At 44.6% G+C, this 23,123-nt stretch carries 17 protein-coding genes; 7 read left to right on the plus strand and 10 right to left on the minus strand.

The annotated features are described in order from the left end of the window. Nucleotides 1–187: 187 nt before the first annotated feature. From arsB to D7322_RS24535, 6 genes are all read right to left on the minus strand, one after another. Entirely contained in the window at nucleotides 188–1,219 is a 1,032-nt protein-coding gene (arsB, locus tag D7322_RS24510) for an ACR3 family arsenite efflux transporter (RefSeq protein ID WP_121126826.1), read from the minus strand. A 3-nt stretch (nucleotides 1,220–1,222) separates the two neighbouring features. Then, on the minus strand, nucleotides 1,223–1,834 hold the full coding sequence (locus D7322_RS24515) for an arsenate-mycothiol transferase ArsC (RefSeq protein WP_121126827.1): 612 nt from the start codon (nucleotides 1,832–1,834) through the stop codon (nucleotides 1,223–1,225). Nucleotides 1,835–1,872: 38 nt separating this feature from the next. Then, nucleotides 1,873–2,346, minus strand: coding sequence for a DUF6428 family protein (locus tag D7322_RS24520; RefSeq protein ID WP_121126828.1), 474 nt, complete (start codon nucleotides 2,344–2,346; stop codon nucleotides 1,873–1,875). Nucleotides 2,347–2,403: 57 nt separating this feature from the next. Continuing rightward, the gene (locus D7322_RS24525) at nucleotides 2,404–2,733 is read right to left on the minus strand and encodes an ArsR/SmtB family transcription factor (RefSeq protein WP_121126860.1); all 330 of its coding nucleotides are present in this window, start codon (nucleotides 2,731–2,733) and stop codon (nucleotides 2,404–2,406) included. Nucleotides 2,734–3,017: 284 nt separating this feature from the next. Next, entirely contained in the window at nucleotides 3,018–5,024 is a 2,007-nt protein-coding gene (locus tag D7322_RS24530; protein WP_121126829.1) for a BCCT family transporter, read from the minus strand. Between the two features lie 46 nt (nucleotides 5,025–5,070). Next, a complete protein-coding gene (locus tag D7322_RS24535; RefSeq protein ID WP_181390454.1) occupies nucleotides 5,071–5,235 on the minus strand; it encodes a hypothetical protein in 165 nt (54 codons plus the stop codon). 454 nt (nucleotides 5,236–5,689) lie between these two features. Here D7322_RS24535 and D7322_RS24540 point away from each other — a divergent pair, with 454 nt between their 5' ends. The 6 genes from D7322_RS24540 (at nucleotide 5,690) to D7322_RS24565 (ending at nucleotide 18,018) form a co-directional block, all read left to right on the plus strand. After that, complete coding sequence (locus D7322_RS24540; RefSeq protein ID WP_121126830.1) at nucleotides 5,690–9,796, plus strand: hybrid sensor histidine kinase/response regulator transcription factor; 4,107 nt, start codon at nucleotides 5,690–5,692, stop codon at nucleotides 9,794–9,796. Nucleotides 9,797–10,009: 213 nt separating this feature from the next. Next, nucleotides 10,010–13,156 carry a SusC/RagA family TonB-linked outer membrane protein gene (locus D7322_RS24545; RefSeq protein ID WP_121126831.1) on the plus strand — a complete coding sequence of 1,049 codons (3,147 nt, stop codon included), beginning with the start codon at nucleotides 10,010–10,012 and terminating at the stop codon, nucleotides 13,154–13,156. A gap of 18 nt (nucleotides 13,157–13,174) precedes the next feature. Continuing rightward, on the plus strand, nucleotides 13,175–14,752 hold the full coding sequence (locus D7322_RS24550; protein WP_121126832.1) for a RagB/SusD family nutrient uptake outer membrane protein: 1,578 nt from the start codon (nucleotides 13,175–13,177) through the stop codon (nucleotides 14,750–14,752). Between the two features lie 7 nt (nucleotides 14,753–14,759). Beyond that, a complete protein-coding gene (locus D7322_RS24555) occupies nucleotides 14,760–15,827 on the plus strand; it encodes a cell shape determination protein CcmA (protein ID WP_121126833.1) in 1,068 nt (355 codons plus the stop codon). Nucleotides 15,828–15,921: 94 nt separating this feature from the next. Continuing rightward, nucleotides 15,922–16,902 carry a glycoside hydrolase family 5 protein gene (locus tag D7322_RS24560; protein ID WP_245971456.1) on the plus strand — a complete coding sequence of 327 codons (981 nt, stop codon included), beginning with the start codon at nucleotides 15,922–15,924 and terminating at the stop codon, nucleotides 16,900–16,902. A 3-nt stretch (nucleotides 16,903–16,905) separates the two neighbouring features. Next, nucleotides 16,906–18,018: a glycoside hydrolase family 26 protein gene (locus D7322_RS24565; RefSeq protein WP_121126835.1), complete on the plus strand. Its 1,113-nt coding sequence runs from the start codon at nucleotides 16,906–16,908 to the stop codon at nucleotides 18,016–18,018. A gap of 102 nt (nucleotides 18,019–18,120) precedes the next feature. Here the strand turns inward: D7322_RS24565 and D7322_RS28610 are convergent, their stop codons facing one another. The 3 genes from D7322_RS28610 to D7322_RS24570 form a co-directional block, all read right to left on the minus strand. Continuing rightward, complete coding sequence (locus tag D7322_RS28610; RefSeq protein WP_165306117.1) at nucleotides 18,121–18,267, minus strand: hypothetical protein; 147 nt, start codon at nucleotides 18,265–18,267, stop codon at nucleotides 18,121–18,123. A 104-nt stretch (nucleotides 18,268–18,371) separates the two neighbouring features. Beyond that, entirely contained in the window at nucleotides 18,372–18,533 is a 162-nt protein-coding gene (locus D7322_RS28615; RefSeq protein WP_165306116.1) for a hypothetical protein, read from the minus strand. A gap of 52 nt (nucleotides 18,534–18,585) precedes the next feature. Beyond that, on the minus strand, nucleotides 18,586–20,142 hold the full coding sequence (locus D7322_RS24570) for a fimbrillin family protein (protein WP_147430541.1): 1,557 nt from the start codon (nucleotides 20,140–20,142) through the stop codon (nucleotides 18,586–18,588). Between the two features lie 266 nt (nucleotides 20,143–20,408). Between D7322_RS24570 and D7322_RS24575 the strand changes: the two genes are divergently transcribed. Then, nucleotides 20,409–21,041: a response regulator transcription factor gene (locus tag D7322_RS24575; RefSeq protein WP_121126837.1), complete on the plus strand. Its 633-nt coding sequence runs from the start codon at nucleotides 20,409–20,411 to the stop codon at nucleotides 21,039–21,041. Here the strand turns inward: D7322_RS24575 and D7322_RS24580 are convergent. Beyond that, nucleotides 21,010–23,031 carry a tetratricopeptide repeat-containing sensor histidine kinase gene (locus D7322_RS24580; RefSeq protein ID WP_183078832.1) on the minus strand — a complete coding sequence of 674 codons (2,022 nt, stop codon included), beginning with the start codon at nucleotides 23,029–23,031 and terminating at the stop codon, nucleotides 21,010–21,012. The genes D7322_RS24575 and D7322_RS24580 overlap by 32 nt on opposite strands. Between the last annotated feature and the right edge of the window lie 92 nt (nucleotides 23,032–23,123).

A 23,123-nucleotide genomic window follows, 5' to 3' on the forward strand; every position in this document is an offset into this window, starting at 1 on the left:
TAAGTTCCTGATAATAACCTTCAGCCTGTAGATTACGGTATAGCTTGTGATTTACTACTCAGTAGACGGATACGCGCACGATAGTTTAACCTATTCTGCAAGTACTGATAATCGTCGGAATATGGCAGCTGCCGAGCTGTTCGACACCGTTGTTCTGCTTACAACAATTTTTGCTCCGGTTACAGGATCAACTATAATACCTACTCTTTAACCATAAACTTGCCCTTACCAATAATATCAGGACAGGCACTTCCACCAGCGGACCGATAACCCCTACAAAAGCCTGCGGAGAATGTATTCCGAATACAGCTATAGCAACGGCTATGGCCAGTTCAAAATTATTTCCCGTTGCAGTAAAAGCAATAGAAGCATTCTTTTCATAAGGAACATTCATCGATCGATTGATAAAAAAGCTGAGAAAAAACATGAATACAAAATAGATCACCAAGGGGATGGCCACTTTAACAACATCCATAGGTAGTTCCAATATTTTACCACCTTTGAGACTGAACATCAACACGATGGTAAAGAGTAATGCATATAACGTGACAGGTGAAACCTTGGGTATAAACTTCCTGTTGAACCATTCTTTTCCATGTATACTGATCAGTATATATCGGCTTACAAATCCAGCCAAAAAGGGAATTCCAAGATAGATCAGAACACTTTGCGTCACATCCTTTATCGATACACTTACGTCGAATTCAGCCAACCCCAACTTACTGGGCAGGATATTGATAAACAACCAGACCATAAAGCTGTAGGTGAAAACCTGAAAGATACTGTTCAGCGCTATTAGCAGGGCCGCATATTCCCTGTTCCCCTTGGCCAGGTCATTCCAGACAATCACCATAGCGATGCACCTTGCCAGTCCGATAAGGATCAATCCGACCATATAGTCAGGCTCATTCCGTAAAAAAATAACCGCCAGTGCGAACATAAGGACTGGACCGATGACCCAGTTAAGTAAAAGTGAAATGCCAATAGCCTTTTTATCCTTCACCGCTAACGGGAGAATCGAGTAGTCCACCTTTGCAAGTGGCGGGTACATCATCAGGATCAATCCGATTGCCAGCGGAATATTGGTTGTCCCAACGGAAAGGGAGTTCGTAACATGAGCTATTCCGGGGAAATAATGACCTATCCCAACGCCGATTGCCATAGCAAGAAATATCCATAGGGTAAGATAGCGGTCAAGAAATTTTAGTTTTGGCTGCATAGGTTACTTTTTGATCTGTGAAAAGACGTAGAACATCTCGCGGGCAATCTCCAGGCTCCGTTGCCGGTAAACTGCTGTCTGTTCGGGCGTACCATCCGAAATCTTTGGATCTTCATATTTTATAGAAAATCTTGCCTCGGCACCCATCACCAGGGGGCACCCTTCATCGGCATTACTGCATGTCATGATAGCTCCAAATCCGCTCGCCGGATTGAACCTGTTGTCGTAAACTTTTGAAAAGCACATGATCGGCGGTTCATTTAAGGCATACTTAACAGCATAGACGGGATTGCTGCCCTCCGCCAATTGGAGGATCTCAAAACCCTGGCTGGCGAGTGTTTCTGCTACCTTCGGGAACATCGCCGTGGCTTCCGTTCCGCCAGAATAGCAGAACAGATCTTTTAATCCAAAATGGTAGGCCATGGTTTGTGCCCATACCTGCGAGAGGTGGCTCCTGCGGCTATTGTGGGTACAGATGAAATTTAAACGGATACGTTCCCCATTGTCCACTTTCTCATTTAAATAGGCTATTAAGGGTTGTAGGCATATCTTCCTTTCCGCTGGCACATTTTCAGCCAAAAATCCTCCTATTGTTTTTAGTATGTTATCGTTCATGTTTTCTCGACTTAATTTTTTCTTTTGTACCGCGATTTTTAGCAACAGCCACTTCCGGGGGTACATGAAGAACCGGGATTGACACCAAGCTGTACGAGGTTTATCTTTTGTTTTTCGGCAGGGATCCCACAGGCATCCTGCGCCAGGCATGTCGTGGTCTTATTTTTCAGCACAAATGTCTTTCCGTCAAAGCCGAGGTCATATTTGCCGATCGTACCACTTTGGTATTCTACCTCGATGTCGCCGTCTTCAAGCCCCAGCTTTTCTTCCGAAAGTTTGATGATATTTAATAGTTTTCCGGGTTTTAGAAGATGTTCGTAATCGTCCGCGTTCCATAGCTGAAAATTGACAGACTTTTCTTTACGGATCACTCCGCCACAGTCAATGAAGTTTTTGGTGATCTGACCAACTTCGGTTACGTGGAAGTACTCCGGTACAAATGTACCATCTTCCAGTTTAAACGCTACATTTTCTAATCCCTGTAGGATTTCCTTGATTTCTGATAGTTTCATGACCCTATAATTAAATGTTATATTGCTATTTTACGATGATATTATAAAAAAAAATGCCTAACAGCATTTCCTGGCACAGACATCCTGGTCAAAGAACAAATTGAACTGCTTTTGAAATTCTTTCCAGATTTTTTCGTCAATGCAATAACAGACGGACTTTCCTTCAATCGTTCCCTGAATGACGCCAATATTTTTAAGTTCTTTTAAGTGCTGGGAGATCGTTGCCTGGGCAAGCCCCAACTCCTCAACCAAGTCATTACAGATACAGGTTTTCTGATCGATAATATACTGGAGGATGGCAATTCTTGCAGGATGACCAAGTATTTTAAGCATCGAGCCCAGCTTGTTGTGTTCAGCACTGTATATTTCTGTCCTTGTTATTCCCATTACAATTTTATCATATCGCAATATTACGATATATATTTCTAATGTGCAAATATTTATTACAAAAATCTTCATCCTTTTTCCCCAAGAAAAAATGATCCTCAACCTTGTCTTCAAGTAATAGAACTAACCTATGATCTGATGTAATCATTTTAATTTCTATTCCATGGAAAAAGCAAGCGATTTGCGACCTCTTGTCCTTGCGAACATTAAAAACGAAATTTTGGCTTGCCTTATTGGCGCCATGACCATGATCCCTTATCCTTTACCAGTGCGCTTTTGGACCTTCATCTTAAATTTTTATTTGCATTGCTGCTGATAAACATTTCATTCTTCTCTTCGGAAATAATTTCCAAAAAGCGTTCATAGTGTTTGAGCACATCACTGATCAGCTCATTCTTGGTAAAATACTGCACATCATATCCCTCACGGGCATCTCCAAAATAAGATTTTGGGAAATAAGTTTTCTTGTCTTCAATATCGGGTAGATTATTCTCTTCCATGACATAATCCGAAACTACTTTTACCTGGTTCTTTACACCATATATAAAGTTATTGACCACATCGTAGCGGATTTCAATTTCGATAGTGCCCGGACTATCTACTTTTTTGATCTTCGCTTCGATCCCATTCTGTTTAAATTCTGACTGAAGTTCTTCGAATGCTAGCTTTACCGTCGTATCGATAAATTGATCAACAGAAGCACTGCTTTTGAACGAAATGATCTGTTTTAAGCGGTCCTTCCAAAATTCTCCCGACCAAGGGACAGTGCTTACCGAAAAATCCCGATCATAATAGCTGCGGTCTATAACAAGAGCTTTGACCAAGCTGACACAGAAAAGTAGCATAATCATAGAAAATGGTAAAGCTGTAATAAGCGTCATGGTCTGCAAGGCCTGCAAGCCCCCGGTATTTAGTAGCATCAGGGCCAGGATAGCCAGTAGCGCTCCCCAAAAAACCATCTGCCATTTGGGCGATCTGGCTGCATTCTTGGTCGCGATACTGTTCATCACGAGTATTCCTGAATCTGCAGAGGTTACAAAAAATATGACGATGATCAGAATGACCAGGTAACTAACCAGCTCAGAGAGTGGCAGAAAATCCAAAAACTTGAACATCAATGCATCGGGATTATCTGCCAAAGCACTCAAAGCACCCTTTGCAATGTTGATGTCAAACCAGATTGCACTATTGCCAAAAACAGACATCCATATGAAATTAAATAAAGTCGGGATAATCAGCACGGCAGCGACAAATTCGCGAATGGTACGCCCTTTTGAAATTTTAGCAATAAACAGGCCCACATAGGGTGACCAGGATATCCACCAGGCCCAATAGAGAATCGTCCAATTGTAAAACCAGGGTAAGGTGGCCTCGTCATAAACATGTGTATCGAAAGTCAGACCGAAAAAATTGTTGATATAATTTCCGATCCCCTCTGTAAAACTTCCGATAAGATAAACAGTCGGCCCGAGAAAGAGCACAAACAACAAAAGCACAACCACTGCGATGACATTGACGCTACTCAATAGCTTTACGCCTTTATCCACCCCTGAAGTTGCGGATATAATTGAGAGCAGGGTCAAGATCCCCACAATAATGATCTGGTAGGTAAAACTGCTCTCGGCCACAATTCCCAAGGTCTGTAAGCCTGCATTCACCTGTACCACGCCAAATCCTAAGGTAGTGGTAATACCAAAGAAAGTACTGCACAGCGCAAATACATCAATGGCATTGCCCATTTTTCCATTGATCTTGTTCTTTAAGAGCGGATAAAAGCAGCTGCGAAGTGAAAGCGGCAGTCGGTAGCGGTAGGCAAAGTATGATAAAGCCAATCCTACCACGCCATAAATAGCCCAGGCGTGGATACCCCAGTGAAAGAACGTATACAGCTGTGCATTTTTAGCGCGATTAATATAGTGATTTGCTTCAAAGACATCGGTCGAATAATGATGCATAGGCTCGGCTACACTAAAATACATTAATCCGATACCCATACCCGCTGCGAATAGCATTGAAATCCAGGAGAAGAACGAGTATTCCGGTTTACTATCGTTGCTACCCAGTTTGGTCTTTCCAAATTTGCTAAACATCAGATAGACCAGAAAGATAACAAACAGCGTCACAGCCCAGACGTAGACCCAATTGAGGTTAACAAAAATAAATTCCTTGACCGTATCTAACAGACGTACAGTCAACGTAGGCAGAAACACAGATAACAGGCATACCCCTATGATAAAGATCAAGCTAGGGATAACAATACCTTTATTAAAAGTCGATTTGGAAAAGATCACTCGATTTTATTTTATATAAATGAGAAAGCGTAGATCCAAGGTTGATCTACGCTGTTAAATTACTTCTATGAATTACTCCGGACCATGAACCTACCAAATAAATAAGTAAAGCAGAAAGTACGGCAGTAATAATACGAGGAGCCCAAGCAATGGCTGAGGAGATAAATCTATCCCAATGTTGTTGGACTTCGTTTAATTCTAAGTTGTTCATAAGCACGAATTTTATTAAAAATGTAAGGCAAAGGAATTAATATCGTTAAATTTTAATTTTATTTCAAATAAAAAGTACTTTATTTACATTTTTAACAATTGGAAAACCCGATTGTTCACAAAAAAATGAAATTCATGATGGTATTATCCGCTCTTATGCTGACTCAGAATTCTTATAATATTGTTGTGCGACATTTGTAGACAGATACCTTAGCGAATAAACAAAGCCGGTCTTTGTTTAACAGAAGTTCAGCCTTTGGACAATAATGCTTAATCAATCCCCTACCGGTACGCCGCGTGATCGCCTCTTGCAGATCCTCCTCACGGTAGTCATGTTTGCTTCCCGAATAAATGGGCTTGAGATAAAATTAACTTAAAGTTTTTTCGGCACAAAATAAATAGTAATTTCAGCCCTACAACCGATTATTCGAAATTGCGTGGATAAAATCAATATAATGCAGCGATGTTTATGTTTTCTGATAGCTTGTCTGATCACCATACAACTAACTGCACAAACCATACCCATTGCTCGTTTCAGCCATTTGACCACAGCGGAGGGCCTATCACAAAGCACCGTCACCTGCATCCTAAAAGATAAATATGGCTTTATGTGGTTTGGTACCATGGATGGCCTCAATAAATATGACGGTTACCAGTTTAAAATCTATAGAACCAAACAAAACAATAAGAAAAGTCTTCCTAACAACCAGATAAAATCACTGTACGAAGACCCACATGGCGAACTTTGGATCGGGACAATGGGTGGCGGCTTGGCCCGTTATGATCGGGACAATGATTCTTTTGAGCATGTCATAAAACCCCAAATCGGAAATAACAGCATTGATGTGAGCGTCAATGCCATTCTGGAAGATAGCAAAGGAAACTTTTGGGTAGGGACTTATGCCGATCTCTATTCAATGGACAAAAAGACAGGCCATCTGACCCGCTACCAGTTCAGAGATACCAAGGGGCGTGCTATCACAGCTGTTGTTACTTCCATATTTGAAGATGACAGGCGAAATCTATGGGTAGGAACGGAAAACGGCCTTATCCTATTGAACAAAGAAACCCAGCGCAGCACTTATTTCACTTCTACAGGCGCCCGGGGCGCACTGAGCAATAACAAGATCAATGTAATAACACAGGATGGAGACGGGTATTTATGGGTAGGGACGTATGGTGGCTTGAACCGGTTTGATTACCGTACCAATACATTTACCACTTACAGAAAAGAACAAGGCAACAGCAAAGCAATAAGCAATAATGTTGTACTTTCAATCGTTCCCGGCGGTGAGCATAAACTCTGGGTAGGCACCGAAGAAGCATTAGAATTATTCGATTGCCAAACCGGACATTTCACACATTATCAGAACAATTTCGCCGACGAGGAAAGCCTGAACCATAATTCGATATACGCGCTTTTATTGGACAAGGAAGGGATCCTATGGATAGGAACATTTGCCGGAGGGATCAATAAATATGACCTGAATCATACTTATTTCCAGGTTTTTAAAAATTTTCACGTCACATCAGGTCAGAGTACAAGCACCATTACTTCATTCGCCGAACAAGCTGACGGAGATATATGGGTGGGTTCGGACGGTGGATCACTCAATCTTTGGAAACGGGCAACAAATGAATTTATCCACTGGGATCCCAATGATAAAATGGGATTAAATTCATTCTCCGTACTCTCTTTACTGACGACAAGAGATAAAAAAAGTCTATGGATCGGAACCTATGAACGCGGGCTTAAAAGACTGGACCTGAGCACAGGTACATTTAGCCATTTCTATAGCGGTAAGGGACCGCTCCAGTTGAGCAACAATACGATTTATGCGCTGACAGAAGATCGACAGGGTAATATTTGGCTTGGAACCAATGGCGGCGGAGTCAACATTATACAGAAAAATACACCGGAGATCAGGAAACATCGAGCCGATGGACAGGCCCATGCACTAAATAACAACTATATTCGGGCATTTTATGAAGATGACAATGGCGATATGTGGATCGCAACCTATGGGGGTGGCATCAATATCTATCATCCGGCGGACAACCGTTTCACCTGTTACAACAGAGCAAACAGTAATCTCCAGAGTGATATCATCAATACCATTTATGGCGATTCTGACCGCAACATCTGGATCGGTACGATTGACGGGGGCTTACACCGTTTTGATAGACAGCGCAAGACATTTGTCAATTATCGTGAAGAACAGGGCCTGCCCAGCAATGTGATCAACAGTATTGTTGAAGACAATAATAGACATTTATGGATCAGCACGAACAATGGGGTAAGCCAGTACAGCCTGGATCAGCATACTTTTTCAAACTATAACCGCTATAATGGATTACAAGGAAAAGAATTCCTCGCAGGCGCAGATCTCAAAACGAGCAAAGGGGAAATTCTGTTTGGTGGCAACAACGGATTTAATGTTCTTCATATGGCTAATATCCGGCGAAATGTACATGCTCCTCCGGTCATATTTACCGATTTCCAGCTATTTAACAGACCTGTTGTGATAGGAGCCGAAAACTCTCCACTGACGCGCAATATCAATGAGACCGACGCACTGGCGCTGGACTATGATCAAACTGTATTCACCATTGAATTTGCGGCGCTCGGTTATACCATTCCCGAAAAGAACCAATATGCTTATCTATTGGAGGGCTTTGACAAAGAGTGGAACTATGTAGGCAATAACCGAAGAGCTACATACACCAATCTGGATGCAGGCACATACACGTTTAAAGTAAGGGCCGCCAACAGCGACGGGATATGGAACTCCAAGGAGGCGATATTGAAAATTGTCGTTGCTCCCCCTTTTTGGCGGACCGCCTGGGCATATTGCCTATATGGGCTGATCACCGCTATTATACTCTACCTGCTTTTTCTGGAAATAAAATCAAGGGAAAAGCTCAAAAATGATGTGCTTTTAGAGCGATTAGCCGCGAAGAAGAATGAAGAGATCAATGCGATAAAGGTCAATTTCTTTACCAATATCTCACATGAATTACGCACTCCTCTTTCATTGATCCTGGATCCGCTCCGAAAAATCATCCATCAGGACATCAGCATGGATCAGGTGAAGACCTACAGCAGGCTCGTGTACAAAAATGCAGACCGCTTGCTCAACCTGGTCAATCAGCTCCTGGATTTTAGACGGCTGGAAAATGGGGCTGCGTCATTCAAAGCGCATACCGTAAACGTGGTCGAATTGATCAACGAAATATGCGAAGCTTTTAAAGAACGTGCCCAGATACGGGAGATAGACTTTTCTATCCGCTATGCCAGCCCTGTCATACGGCTTTCCATTGATGAAGATAAGTTTGAGAAAATTCTTTCCAATCTGCTCTCCAATGCATTTAAGTTTACACCAAACGGAGGAAAGATCGACGTAGTAGTAGAACGAAGTGAAACTGTCGTCGAAATCCACGTCATCGATAATGGCATTGGAATTCCGGAAGCAGACAGGGAACGTATTTTTGAAATATTCTACAAAGTAGATGGAGTACATCCTTATGAAAACAAGTCATCCGGCATCGGTCTGGCTTTGACCAAGGAGCTTGTCGAATTGCATGGCGGAAAAATAACGGTTCAGAGTGAAGTCGGCCGGGGTTCGGACTTTACCGTCCATCTAGCTACCCAAGGCACGATATTGCAGGATAAGGACGATGCTTTTGTCGCGCGGTATGAAGAATTGCTGTCGCCCCTGTTCGGTCAGGAAACAGAACAGATACAGGCTATCGAAACAGATACTCATCTGAAAGAAGACCGGCCGATCGTGCTGTTGATTGAGGATAATCCCGACCTACAGGCCTATATCCGTCACGAGCTGTCGGCATATTTTGAAATTCTGAGCGCCACCAATGGACTTGATGGTCTGGAACTCGCCAGACAGTCTGTTCCTGACCTGATAGTCAGCGATATTATGATGCCCAAAATGAATGGTCTGCAGGTCTGTCAGGAACTCAAAGCAGATGAACGCACCAGCCACATTCCAATTGTTTTACTGACGGCCAAGCAAACCGACGACAATAAGATCGAAGGGTATACACATGGTGCGGATGCCTATATTCCAAAACCCTTTGCGATGGATCTATTGATTGCACGCATCACTAACCTGCTCCTCTCAAGAAGAAAATTACGGGAGCTATTTGACAATGCAAACAGGCAGGATACATCCGGCAGATTACCGGAGCTGAACAGCCTTGGCGCGATCGACCGTGACTTTTTGCAGAAAGTAGAACATCTGGTGGAAGAAAACCTGAACAATAAAGAATTTAATATTGATCTGTTAGCTGAGCTGCTGCATATGAGCAGACGTCAGCTATACCGCAAGATAAAAGCCCTGACAAATCAGGGCGTACAGGAATACATAGTGAGCATCAGTCTCAAACATGCGCGCAATATGCTCCTCACAGGCAACTATACCATTGCCGAAATCGCTTATTTGGTCGGTTTCTCAGAACCCTCAAATTTTAGCAGGTCATTTTCCAAATATTTTGGAATGAGTCCCAAAAACTATCTTGAATGGGCTGAAAAGCAAAATAATTAGCTTTTGGCATTCGCTGATATGCTTTTGGCACGCACTGATAATTACTTTTTTCACATTTAAGTCTAATATTGGCTATTGACGGCCGGGCGTCCGGTCAGGCCGTCTAAGGCATAACTAATTATAGTGTGAATGGAAAAAAAACGTAAACAGTATTGTACATGATCAGATCTGTACGCCAATTATTTTATCAAAAATTTAAATAACCAATTTTATATGATCTCAAAGTTATTATCTAAGCCGATCGGTCTGGTCTGGCTTGTGAGTGCGCCTGCCTTGTTAACGGCGCAGGTAGCAAATAAAAAAGTGGATGGTATTGTCAAGAATGAGTCGGGCATGGTATTGTCCGGCGTGTCGGTCAAGGTAAAGGACGGTACTGCTACCGCTGTGACCGATCGTTTCGGGCATTATCAGATCAACGCTGCTCCTACAGACATACTGATATTCTCCTATATCGGTATGCAGACATCGCAAGTACCTGTCGGAAATCAGGCATTGGTCAATGTCACCCTGACTTCTGCTGCTACGCAGCTAGAAGATGTCGTCGTCGTGGGCTACGGTACCATGAGGCGTGCCGACGTCACCTCTTCGATCTCATCCGTAAGTGCAGAAGCCATAAAGGACCTGCCAGTTGCAGGTGCTGATCAAATGCTGCAGGGGAAAGTCGCCGGGGTAAGTGTTTCGGCCAATGGTGGCCAGCCCGGAGGAGGAATATCCGTACGCGTAAGGGGACTGACATCCATCAATGGAAACGAACCGCTCTATGTGATCGACGGTATTATCGTCCCTACCGGAAAGAGCTCCATTGCACAGGATAAACTTGGCGGAATGGCCGGATCTACCTCCCAAAGCGGAATTGCAGGGATTAACCCCAATGATATTGAAAAAATAGACATCCTCAAGGATGCTTCCGCGCAGGCCATCTACGGTTCCCGTGGAGCCAATGGCGTAGTACTGATTACCACAAAACGCGGAAAAGCCGGCGAAGGAAAAGTAAGCTATGATATGTATTATGGCGAATCAAAAGTCCCTACCCGTCTTGATCTGATGAACTTAAGCCAGTTTGCACAGTATAATAATCAGGTATTGCAGGAGATCAGTAAAGTTACCGGAAATCCCTATACGCCTATCGGAGAATATCAGCGTCCGGAAGTCCTGGGAGAAGGGACCAACTGGCAAGATGCCATCTTTCAGAAAGGCAAGATGCAGAATCATCAATTAAGTTTTTCGGGAGGAAGTGAAAAGACAACCTATTATTTGGGTTTAAATTATTTTAAACAGGACGGTACGATCATCAACTCCGGATTTGACAGGTTGTCCCTGCGGTTTAACCTTGACCACCAGATCAAAAGCTGGCTGAAGGTCGGTATCAGCAGCAGCACCGCCCGCACCAATCAAAAAACCACATTGACCAACGGATCTGATGCCATCGTCAACGTTGCCGCTTTCAATAGTCCAGCCGCCCCGATCTTTGGACTGAACGGAGATTTTGCACCACCGGTATCCATAGGAGGCTATGCGTTTGGGAACCCCGTCAATCCTGTGGCACTGGCGCAGTTGCGCCAAAATACAGGCGATCAGTTCAAAGCCTTCGGAAGTGTCTACGGAGAGTTGATTTTCACCAAGTTTTTAACCATGCGAAATGAGATCAACTACGACGTTACAAATGATAATAACATGTCTTTCCAGCCCTCCCTTTCATCCGGCGGAACGACAATACTCGCGCCAAGTAAAATCGTCGAACAACGCAATCCCAGCTACTACTGGGCATTAAGGAATTACCTGAATTACAACCAATCCTTTGGTCAACATAACATCAATGCACAGATCGGACATGAAGCCCAGGCTTCATATTATGACAATATATTGGCTTCACGGCAAAATCTGGCCCTCAATATACCGTCTATTGCAGCAGGTGAACAGGAAAACCAGGTCATCGAAGGAGGCAAAGGAGACTGGGCCATGGAGTCCTATTTCCTGAGAGCCGGTTACGCGTACGACAACCGCTACTCTGTTAACCTCTCCCTGAGACGTGACGGCTCCTCCAACTTTGGACCAGACCGTAAGCTAGGCTACTTCCCTGCAGCCTCCGTGGGATGGACAGTTACAAATGAAAAGTTTGCCAAAAATCTCAAGGTATTGAATTACCTGAAAGTACGGGCCGGAGTCGGAGCTGTGGGCAGTTCAAATGTCGGCGGGGCAAGCTATGCAACCAATATCCGTCTATTCGCCACCGGCCCCTTTGGCGCGGGCGGCGTACCCGACAATGTCGGCAATCCGGCACTCGGCTGGGAATCTGTCACCACCTACAACGGTGGATTTGATGCCGGTTTCCTCAATGGACGTCTGGATGTCACCTTCGATATCTATAAAAAGATCACCTCTGACATGCTTATGGCAACTCGACTGCCCAAATATACAGGCATAGGGACGGAATGGAATGATATCAAATCGCCCAATGTCAATGCAGGCCGGATGACAAATACCGGATTTGACATCGGTATATCTTCTACCAATATCAATAAAAATGGCTTCACATGGAAAACAAACCTTGTGCTATCCCATTATAAAAATCGTCTGGACAAACTAAACAGCGACCAGGCCGACCTGATGCGTTATACGGAATATAGCAATGCCGTTATCCTGACCCGTACCGTTCCGGGAGGACCTATTGGCCGCTTTTATGGGTTTATTTCGGACGGTTTGTTTACTTCTGAAGATGATCTGCACAACCATGCGAATCAAGGCCAAGCAATTGGTTCAAAAGGCTTATGGCTGGGCGATGTCAAATATCGCGATCTCGACGGGAATAATGTCATCAATGATGGAGACATGACCTATATAGGAGATCCTAATCCAAACTTTACATTCGGATTAACCAACTCGTTCAAATATAAAGGATTTGACTTATCTGTTTTCCTGCAAGGATCTCAAGGTAATGATATCCTAAATTATACCAAGAGATCATTGGAAACACCGGTCAATGTATACTGGAATCAATTGCAGACCTCATTGACAGATCGCTATTCCGAATTGTTCAATACCAATGGTACTGTACCCCGATACAATCAGTGGCATCAAGATAATAAACGTGTGTCAAGCCGTTTTGTCGAAGATGGCTCATACCTACGGATACAAAATATTACCCTCGGTTATAATTTGCCCACAGCCTGGATCAACAGAATCAAAATGCAGGCCGCACGGATTTATATCTCAGGACAGAATATCTACACCTTTACAAAATACAGTGGATACGATCCAGAATTAGGTTCCTACAACAATGACGCGCTGATGCAGAATATTGACCTGGGCAATTATCCCAATCCGAGAACCTTTACGATCGGTGCTAATATAACTTTTTAAACCATTGAACAAGACATTATGAAGACAAAACTGATATACACAATAGTTGGCGGCCTATTGTTTTTGGGATCCTGTAAAAAAAGTTTTCTAGACAGGCCTTCACAGAATAATCCAACGCTGGACACTTATTATAATTCCGATGCGGAAGTAAGAGGTGCAACCGGCTATCTGTACAATACCGTATGGTATGATTATCAAGATAAAGCCTTCCATGCCATCGGCGAGGTGCTGTCGGGCAATATGTACACCGGTGATCCCGTCTACAATACCTTCTTGAATTTTACGGTCTCCGGAACCGACGAACAGGTGAGCCGTTCCTGGTATTCATTTTATAAAGTAGCAGGAAACGCCACCGTGCTGATCAACACCTTTGAAGAAAAAATGAGCAAAGGCGGAGATCCCTCCTATCTAACGCAGGGCATTGCGGAGGCAAAGTTTATCCGGGCGGTCGCATATTTTTATCTAGCCCGAGTCTTTAAGGATGTTCCCATCGTCACCGATCCGGTCTCAATGGCTACGACGGGCAACTTTAATACACCACGCTATCTGCAGGCCGATGTCATCAAGTTTGCCTTGGATGATATGGCTTTTGCGGAGGCAAACCTGAAAGACAACGATACCCCCGGACGAGTGACCAAGCTATCGGCTACCGGCATGATGGCCAAAATGTATCTCTACTTAAAAGACTACGAAAATGCACGAAAGAAGGCAGAAACGGTCATCAACGCTAAAAAATACAGCCTATATCCTGATTATGGGAAGATGTTTACCGATCAGAGTGCCAATAACAATTCCGAGAGCCTCTTTGCCTTACAGTGGGTAGCATCAGGGGGATATGGTGTCGGCAATCCCATCCAGGCCTATGTAGGTCCCGAGCCATTATTGAAAGAAACCACCGGAGCCGGATGGTCCGCCATTATTCCGTCAATCGACCTGTTGGACAGCTATGAAGTGGGCGATAAGCGCAAAGGCTGGTCCATTATGGAGCAGGGATTTCATCGGGATGACTGGAAGAATTCGGCCTTTCCGAACGGCTTTACCTACGATACCACATGGACAAGCTCCAATGACAATGCACGGAAGATAAAAACAGGTACCCGTTCCAATGCGCTGAAATACGTGGTCGGTCCGGGCGGCGGCGGTCAGGATGTCAATGGCACCTCCACGAGCATCTGTACCTACATCTTGCGCTATGCCGATGTATTACTGATCTATGCAGAGGCCGTATTGGCTGATCAGGCGCAGAGTACGGATGCAAAAGCACTGGCCGCTGTCAATGACGTAAGACACCGCGCCGGACTGGGTACCTCACGCGACCTGACCGTATTGACCCCAGCGAATATATTACATGAGCGACGGGTAGAATTTGCATTTGAGGGAGATTATTGGTTTGACATTCAACGCCAAGGATTTACGAAGGCCAAACAGCTGGTGGAAGCGCAGGAAAGAGGCACCTATAGTGCCCTGGGCAAACCATTGGTGGATCACCTCAGCGTGACGCTCAGCAGTGAAAGCAAGTTATATCTTCCGATCCCGACGACAGAGGTGGTCAACAATCCAGAGCTGGCCAAACCCGCCGTTCCTTATAAACCTTAATATTATAATGAAAAAAATTATGAAGACCTTATATCACTACGTCTGCATCCTCGCAATAGCCTGCTTTGCATTTGTTTCCTGTAAAAAAGACGATAAGCTGTCACCATCAGGAAATCCCCAGGCTGATCCATTGGAAGTAACATCCGGTGCTCCGGGTACGGTAATCGTACTGACCGGCCAGGGGCTTGCGGGTATGAAATCCATTATTTTTGAAACGGGAAATGTTCCTGCCGGCTTCAATCCAGCTTTTAACAATGACCATGCGTTGGTATTCCGTGTACCGGACACAGCGGCAGCAGGACAGCAGGACATCATCCTGACCAATATGTTGGACAAGCAATTACGGGTTCCCTTCAATGTCACACCGCTACCTTCCGTTGCCACAGTTTCAGACTACAACTTTACCCCCGCGGTCACCCAGCTTACCCTGAACGGCAACTATTTAAATGATGTAACGGAGGTGACCCTGACCGGTACGGGTGCAAAGGCTAGCATCGTAAGCAAAAGTCAACGTCAGCTGGTGGTGACCCTACCGCAGACAGAAGTCAGCAGAACAAAACTCGATATCAGAAGCGAAGCCGGAGAAATTACGACAACGCAGGAGTTTGTCAACGTTGATCAGGCTTTCAGACTCTTTACTGATTCCTATCAAAATGGTTTTGAAGGCTGGGGCTGGGGAGCAGTAACAATTAGCACGGCAACCTTTAAGTCGGGAAATGCATCCTCAAAAATGGTTTACGGCAAAGGAAGCTGGTCTGCCAATGGCATGGCCAACTGGGGGGACGGCATGGCCAAGAATGCCGACTTAAAATTCCTTTCATTCTGGATCAAAGGCGGTTCGCAGGACTATACCCTTTTTCTTACCAGCGATGGGCGCGCTGCGGGCTTTGGAAATGCCGACAGATCCACTCCCATCCGTGTGCCGGCAGGCGTATGGACCTACGTTCGCCTGGATCTCGCGGATATCGGTCTCTGGAGCAAAGGCAATGCCTTCAAACAGCTCGGTCTATGGATCGAGGGACCAGATGCACAGGATGAAACGTTCTATTTAGACGACGTAATTTTCTTTAAATAGCAGGTCAACATCATTATTGCAGCGGCATTTGGTCCCGATCAAATGCCGCTCAGTAAAAGTCGTCGATTATTCGGCGACCTAGCACCCATTACAAATGATGAAGCATATAAAAATTTTTACGGTAGCGGTGATCCTATGCCTGCTCCATAAAAGCGGAATTTCCCAGACCGCAGTACAGAGGCATGGAAGCCTCAGTATAAAACAAGGAAAAATAGTAGACCAACACGACAAGATCGTCCAATTGCGAGGCATCAGTTTCTCCTGGAGTATATGGGGCGGCAAAAAGTACTATACCCCAGAAGTCGTTGACCGGCTGGTCGACGATTTTAAAGTCAACCTGATCCGTGTTGCGCTAGCCGTGGAACCGGACGGTGGCTATCTGCAATCTCCCGAAGAGCAATTCACACTGATCAAGAACGTTGTAGACCGGGCATTGCAGCGTGGCATCTATGTCCTGATAGACTGGCACGACCACCATGCGGGCCACAATATCAATCAGGCGAAAGCATTCTTTACCCGGATGGCACAGCAGTATCCGGATCATCCACAACTTATTTATGAGATATGGAATGAACCCGAAAGAACGACCTGGCAAGTGGTCAAGTCCTATGCTGAGGAGCTGATCCATACGATCCGCAAGGATGCCAAAAACAATATCATTGTCGTCGGATCTCCGCATTGGGATCAAGATGTGGATAGTGTGGCCAGTGATCGGATTCTGGGCTTTAATAACATTGCGTATTCTTTTCATTTCTATGCGAGCGATCCGAATCATCAGGAGCAGCTGAGAGACCGTGCTCAGAAAGCAATCGGGCAACAATTGCCTTTGTTCGTTACCGAATGGGGCGTAGGAGAAGCCGATGGCAATGGCCAGTTTGATCTGAAAAAGACGAAGATCTGGCTCGACTGGATGGAAAACAATCAACTCAGCTGGGCAAACTGGAATCTGACGGATAAGGACGAAACAACCGCTTTGCTTAAACCGATGGCTCCTCTGCATGGCCATTGGAAGAAACAGCATCTTACCCCGGCGGGGCAATATATCAAGGCGCAATTGAGAACACTTAACCCCTAAAGCATGAGAATCCTCTTATTTGTAAATTTACTCATGCTGGGGCTGCAGACCTGGGGGCAGCAGCAATTGATTGATAAAGATGCAACGGTACAAACACAGGCGCTGTATAAAAACCTCAAAAGATGGGCTGGCAGTCATGTATTGTTCGGCCAGCAGGATGCAACAGCCTACGGACATGGATGGCAGGGCGATAAAGACCGATCGGATGTAAAATCGGTCACCGGTTCGCATCCGGCTGTCATCGGCTTCGACTTTATGGGTTTTTCAGGTCAATCTCCCAAAGCCATTTCCGAAAATCAGCAGATGCTCCTGCAACAGGTCAGCGATACATACAACCGTGGAGGCATTACGACCATTTGCTGGCATTTTAACAATCCGGTTTCCAATGATGGTTTTTACTGGAACGACTCCACATCCATAGCGGCGATGGCCGCCATTAAACCGGGCGGCACACATCACCGGCACTATAAAAAACTGCTAAAATTCATAGCGGCATTTGCACATCGTGCCAAGGGACAGGACGGAGCAGCAATACCTATTATTTTTCGTCCTTTCCACGAATTTGACGGAGACTGGTTCTGGTGGGGGAAAAAATATACCTCGCGCGAAGATTTTATAGCCGTCTGGCGATTTACGGTAAGTTATCTCCGGGATCAATTGAAGGTACATAACTTTATTTATGCATTTTCGCCCGACTGTCAATTTAATTCCGAGCAGGATTTTTTGGAACGCTACCCAGGCAATGACTGGGTAGATATCGTTGGAATGGATAATTACGCAGATTTTGGCCGTGATGGTCATTATGATCTACCGGCAGCGGTCCATAAACTCAAAATCTTAAGTTCCTTTGCGGAAAAGAACGGTAAAATTGCCGCATTAACCGAAACAGGTCTGGAATCCATTCCCAATCCACAATGGTGGAACGATGTATTGCTGAAAGTGCTAAAAACAGCAGGCGTTAACATGGCCTATGTATTGGTATGGCGCAATGATAAGGAAAGTCCGACACACTATTATGCCCCTTTTCCCGGGCAGGTCAGTGCGGCAGACTTCCTAAAATTTTACCAGGATCCATTTACCTTATTCGAAAAAGATCTAAAACAACCCTATCAATAAGTCCAATAAACAAAGAGGGCTATTTGCGCATAAAATCAGATAAGATTTTTTTGCTTAACCTAAAAAAATGCTAGCCCCCGGATGTCAAGGGCTAGCATTTTTTTAAAACTTCAACACATAACTTTTCCCCACTTGTGTACGGATTGTTTTCACTTGATCCTTATACTTGAGTTTGCAGGTTCCTCCTTTCCGGGCAAGCAGTTTTACCTCTTTTAACTGCCCCTTGTCCCAAGTAAAAAGGTCGGACATAACGACTATTGCTTACAATACGATGAGCATTGAATGTGGTTTAAAAAAAGACTGGCCCCGCAAAATACCGGGCCAGTCTTCAGAACCATAGCACGACACTAACTTTACCAGTTGATCAGTCTATTGTCGTCATCGGCTTTATCCCAGGATTCCTGCGGATCGTTGGTCGTGTTTGCCGCCGAACCTGCGGCGATGCCCTGCTCCAATATTACTTCCATTGTTTCAATGCGTGGACTTATATAAATTTTTCGTTCTATATTTTTCATGATCTGATCAATTTTTCATTGTTTTTACTAACGGACTTAATTCTAGCGGGAGTTATGGACAAGCAATCTTTTTTCTACCGCTTCCGGCGCCGACCATTTTCGTCGCTCCCTGTACTATCTGCGTAATTTTTACCGTATTGGATGTAGAGTTCCATGGCACGGTGTTGAAAGAGCCCAGTGTCAGCTCCAACGGATATAATGCTCCGCCATTGCTTTTGCTGCCATACATGGATACCTCACCGGAGCGGCTTATGACCACGCGGATAACCGGATTGGCTGCAGTACCGGTCAAGCTGTAGACCTGGGGCACTGTGCCTCCTTCTGTATTGGTTCCACCATAAAGACTTCCGTCCGTAAAACGTACATTACGCGGTGCAATGGCAATGCCTGCCTCAAACTGAATCTCCTGTGTCGCCAATTTTTGGCCGTTAACTTCCATATTAAAGGAATTATCCAGTTGCTGAATATCAAACACAAATCCATAATCAGCACCCGGCGCAGTTAACTCTTTGGTCACTACATATCCTGCTGGCCGCGTCACTCCATCGACAATGGCACCTGATCCCGAAGCCGGATAGGTCCAGTTTAGATCAGCTCCGCCAGTCACTGGTTGTGTACAGGTTTTGAAGTTCAGGTTGAGGTTATACCGCTGGCCCGGTACGATGTTTAAACCTCCCACAGATACATTGTTTTTCGTTTCGCCATCAATGGTAATCGTTCCAAACTTAAAGACTCCGTTTGTTGCCCCCGGATGGATCAACAGTGTCGGTGTACTGGAGACAGTACGTAGGCCGGCACCCAATGTGGGGAATACAACATTAGCCGTCGTGGTGGATCCATTGTAGGTAATTGTACCGTCAGCCAATTTTAGATTTGCGCCTGGATGTGTGGGGTCAATCGTCGTCGTTCCCAGAGCGGTAATGGCCCCCGTCATTTCAGTCGCCATGCTCAGGTTGGTCGTGACTTCACTGTACTTATGTTTGAGGATCACATCCAGGTTGTTATCACCCGAGTGGACCGTTAGATCTTTCCTGAAATACATCAGATCGGCACTGACGTTGTCCAAGCTTGCATTGGCAAGATCTGCCTGTGCTGTTACCGCAGGAACTGTCGCGGTACTATTGACCGAATAAGCCACAAAAGTATAGGTCTGTTCTGCATCCAACGCGATCGCAGCCGTATTGTCGACTGAATTGGTATAGGTCTTTTCGGTCACATAATCACCTGCGGCATTGTACACCACGACTTTATACTTGATGTTATCTGCCAATGGTGTCCGCTCTTCGGTCACCGCAGCACGGCTACCGGACGATGCCCGCAACAGGCTGCCATTTGTCACGGACGGCTCGCTGGTCAATGTGGCTTCAAAAGAACTTGAATTTGTCAAGGGGATCACCACCGTCTGGGCGGACGCAGCGCTGCCACCCTTACCTGCTTTTTTGGTGGTGACGACAGGGTTTTCTACGCCGAGTAACTGAATACTCACGCTGGCTTTGCCGCTTGCCGCTACACTGTCCTTGCTTTCTTTACAGGAATAAATGGTTGTACAGGCTAAGGCTGCAAAGGACAACATTCCCACGCTGCCAATACTTCTAAATTTCGATTTCATGTTAATTAACATTGATTTGAGACTATTTACTTTTCTACTTATTCTATGCGTCAACCGTACGTAAAGAGATGTCCGGGAATTTGCCGCAAATCAACTACAAACAAATGCGATTATCAATTAACAGGTGGTCGGATAGCAAATTTTTGCTATGCTTTTAGAACCATATAACAAATTTTTGCTACGAAAACAACACGATAAATCAGCAGTAAATAAAAAGAAATGTCAATTAAATAGGTAACTTTGGATTCCTGAACTCAAAATGCGCTATGTTGACAAATGATTCACAACTTGCTGTTATCTTAGATGATCATGGTCTATTTGCCACATCTTTTTCCTTACTTTTAGAAAAGTACGGGCTCTTTCATTTTGTAAAATCATTTGACCGTAAGGATGACTTCCTGCGGTTTTTAGCATCATCAGGTACCCAAAAAATCTATATTTTTTTAGATTACTACCTATCAGAAGAAACTGGGCTTTCCCTCTTGCCTGAAATAGACCGGTTGAATAAAAATGCGAAGACGATTTTTTTGACCAGCGCGCTCTCCCCACTGCTTATTCAAACATTGAAAAATTATAATCCCGATGGAATTTTAAGTAAGTCCTGCAATCTTGACACCTTAAAATCATGCCTTGCTTCGGTCCGCTTAGATCAGCATTTTATTGATCCGTTTTTTGAAAAGCTGCTTGAAAACCATCAGTCCACCGCGGTCAGATTTACACCGCGCGAAATTGAACTTTTAAAACATTTCGCCCGTGGAGATACCATTGCCAAAACAGCCGAAAAATTATTTTTGAGTTCCCACACCGTCGTGGCCCACAGAAGGAAAATGATGGCCAAGATAAACTGCCAGTCCATCACACAATTAATTACATTTGCCCGGGAACACGAAGTGATCTAATATCTTGTATATGTCGTCCATCGATAGGCCGGTCCAGTTCAAATCGGAAAATGGATCCCTGCCCTTCCCGGCTCTCGATTAAAAGTTCACTGTGACTTAGTCCCAGATAATAACGACAGAGCTGCAGTCCGATACCATACCCTTTTTCATTTTTTGTTCCCCGGTGGCTGACAGGTTCAGTGACAGTGGATAAATTTTCCTGCACCCGTCGGGACATCCCCACCCCCGTATCAATGACACTAAACGTAATACGATTGTTCTGATCGTTTACCGCCGCCCTTAACGTGATCTGATTATCCGGTTTACAGAATTTGATCGCATTGTCAACCAGATTGCGAAGAATAATCATGACGACCTCGGCATCAGCCAGCGCCTTCAGGCCCTCGTCACATTCCATCAGCAGTTTAATTTTCTTTTCCTCCAGACGTTTTATGTATATACCATGAATCTGCCGGAAAATATCCATGACATCAAATTCTCTTATGACCAGATCCGATGCGTGCAGATGTTGATTGACCCAGAGCAGCAAGTTCTCAATTAGATTGATCGTGGAATCAAATTCCTCACTATTGGAGGAAAGTAATTTTTTAATTTCCTCCGGCGGCACAAGTCCATCCCTGATCAGCATGAGGATACGGTTTAAATTATTGATCGGAGCGCGCACATCATGCGTCACCAACGCTAAAAGAGACTTTTTGAAATTATCCGATTCTTCCAATAAGGCATGCTGCTCTTCAATAAATTCATTTGTATTGCGGAGCGCCTCGTTGGCTTTCCTTTTGTCTTTCACATTTTTCACCAACAGAACCGCAATGACCAACAACGAAACAATCAGCACGGTGGCCACCAGCAAAATGTAATTCCGTCGCAAAACTTTGGCACGATACAGGGATTCTAGCTCATTTTGTTGCTTTTTAAACTTAAATTCCTCTTCATTCCGTACCAGCTGTTCTTTGTTATCGGCACTATAGAGCGAGTCCGATGCGGATTTATATTCTTTATAAAAGAAAATTGCCCTGGATAGTTCCTGTTTTCTTTCCAGCATCGTACCAAGCCGGTTCGCAGCGCTTTGTATATAATACAACTGTTTATTCTGCTTGGCCAATTCATAACATAATTCTGAATAATGGATGGCCGCATCCACATGGTCCATACGCAGATAGCATGTGGCAAGATTGTCCAGCAATCTCAAATATTCGGTCTGCTCGCCCGTGGATTCAAGGGTGGCTTTGGCCTTCAGGTAGTAAGACAACGCATGATCCCAATCTTTCTTTTCCATATATAAAGACCCCAATGACTGGAGCGCGTTTCCGATGGCTTTGTAATTCTTATTTTTTTCAGCCAGGTTTAAAGATTGATCATACAGCTCTTTGGCATGTTGCAGATCATTTTTATGTAAATAGAGATGGCCGATATTTCCGAGAATAAATGTTGACCGGGAGGAGTCGCCCAATGACTCGTACAGCCTGAGACTCTCCCTATAGTATAAAATAGCCTTATCATCCTTGTGCTGATAATGGTAGACCATTCCCATATTATGAATAGCGTGCGCCTTTATCAAGGGCAAATGGTACCTATCGGCCAGTTCGATAGCCAGGTTTAACTGTTTGAGTGCCTCGGTATGGACACCCAGGGCAATATAAGGCATTGCCAGATTACTTAATATTTTGGCTTTCCGGCTATGGTCGTCCTCCTCCGTGGCAACCGATATGGCCTGATTATAATACGCAATGGCTTCACTGTACATCCCCTTCTCATAGGCCCCGATCCCAAGATTTCGGAATGCATCTATTTTTCCGGTCCTGTATCTGATGCTGTCACTCAGCGCAAGCGCTCTCCTGCCCAGTATCATGGTCGAATCCGGAAAACTGGACCAATGCGCATAAGCCCTCAAGTTGAGCCTATTCACTAATGCGGTATCCTGTAATCCAGCATCGGCATCACTTTTATGATCAGGAGAGAAACATGAAAAATTTAATACGATTAACATCAAGAGCGTTATTCTCCTGAATACATGACACTGTTTACCTTCCATTATAAATAGTAATATGAATGCTGTAATGCGTTTGGCTGACTTATTCC

Origin of the sequence: Sphingobacterium puteale (assembly GCF_003627955.1) — a bacterium.
Taxonomy (GTDB): Bacteria; Bacteroidota; Bacteroidia; order Sphingobacteriales; family Sphingobacteriaceae; genus Sphingobacterium; species Sphingobacterium puteale.